The following is an 822-nucleotide window of genomic DNA, read 5'->3' as shown; positions in this document are numbered from 1 at the left end:
GAACATAGCAGCGATTAATAGATTTTTTGTACCCAAGCGGCGTTAAGTGTCGGGCTTAATACCCATTTACCTAAAAGCGCGGGGTAGTTTGTTATTGGTTATTTTCATTCGTATATGATTCGGCGTCGTCGCTGAAAAGCGGTTTTGACGCCGAAATCATCGATTGATTATATTTTACTGCTCAAAATAAATACTGGCGCTATGTCGCGAATTTGAGCTTTATAAGAAATAAGAACCTAATACGAGAGCGGCTTGTTTTATGTATTTGTAAAGTAAGGATTTGTCGTGTTTTGTAAATGATAATTGATTTCATTAAATGGTGATATAGATCACATTTGAGCGGTAAATAATCCATTAAAAATGTGAAGGTCATGGAACGAGGATTATATTGATCGGCTTAATCATAGTTATGGGCAATAGTTATGCGCAGTATATTGTTAGTCCCCGCGTTGTTGTTGTCAGGGTGTGCTCTGACACAACAATCCACGCCGATTCAGCCTGATGCCAACTGGCACGTTAATCAGCTATCCAATGGAATGAAATACCACATCTATCCAACTCAAGACCAAGAAGTTTCGGTTCGTTTGGTGATGCACATTGGTTCGTTCCAAGAAGAAGCCAATCAAAAAGGCTACGCTCACTTCGTTGAGCACATGGCATTTAATGGCAGCACACACTTTACCGGCAACGACGTTGTTAAGCTTTTTGAGCAATCTGGCGGCAGTTTTGGCGCAGATATCAACGCGTTTACCACCTATCAGCAAACCTCCTATAAGCTTGACTTGGCCAATAACGATAAGCTTGAAGATGCCCTGACTTGGA

Annotated in this window: 1 protein-coding gene; it reads left to right on the top strand. The window is 41.0% G+C overall.

Annotated features, from left to right (window positions below; all coding sequences use genetic code 11):
* Nucleotides 1–422 precede the first annotated feature (422 nt).
* The coding region (locus tag R7O13_RS25750) for a M16 family metallopeptidase (RefSeq protein WP_318305056.1) at nt 423–822 on the top strand (400 nt) is incomplete at its 3' end.

It is taken from the genome of Vibrio sp. Y176, assembly GCF_033438945.1.
The sequence above is the reverse complement of the archived record's forward strand: the minus strand, read 5'-3'. Positions and strand labels throughout refer to the sequence as shown.